1 protein-coding gene is annotated in these 411 nt (G+C 52.8%); it reads right to left on the reverse strand.

Annotated features, from left to right (window positions below):
• Positions 1 to 86: 86 nt before the first annotated feature.
• Positions 87 to 411, reverse strand: a 325-nt coding sequence (locus tag F8R13_RS11410) for an enolase C-terminal domain-like protein (protein WP_305778203.1), incomplete at its 5' end; no start/stop codon positions are given.

A 411-nucleotide genomic window follows, 5' to 3' on the forward strand; every position in this document is an offset into this window, starting at 1 on the left:
GTCATGACCCGCCACCGGGATAACCTGCATTTCAGTAACAACAGGCGTCGTAAATTGAGAACTCATATTTATGTCCTTTTTCAGAATCAATGACGGCCGAAAACGGGACGTTTACGGTCAAAGGTCCAGCCGGGGATCAGGTACTGCATCGGACCTGCGTCGTTACGCGCACCGCCAGGCAGACGTTTATAGGCCTCATGTGCCTTTTGTACCTGTTCCCAGTCCAGTTCCACGCCCAGACCGGGCGCATCAGGAACGGCAATTTTTCCGTTTTTAATCTCCAGCGGATTTTGGGTCAGGCGACAATCGCCCTCCTGCCAAATCCAGTGGGTATCGATAGCGGTAGGATTACCCGGTGCCGCCGCGCCCACATGGGTAAACATCGCCAGAGAGATATCGAAATGGTTATTA

The sequence above is a fragment of the Hydrogenovibrio sp. JE_KL2 genome (genome assembly GCF_009296185.1).
Lineage (GTDB): Bacteria > Pseudomonadota > Gammaproteobacteria > Thiomicrospirales > Thiomicrospiraceae > Hydrogenovibrio.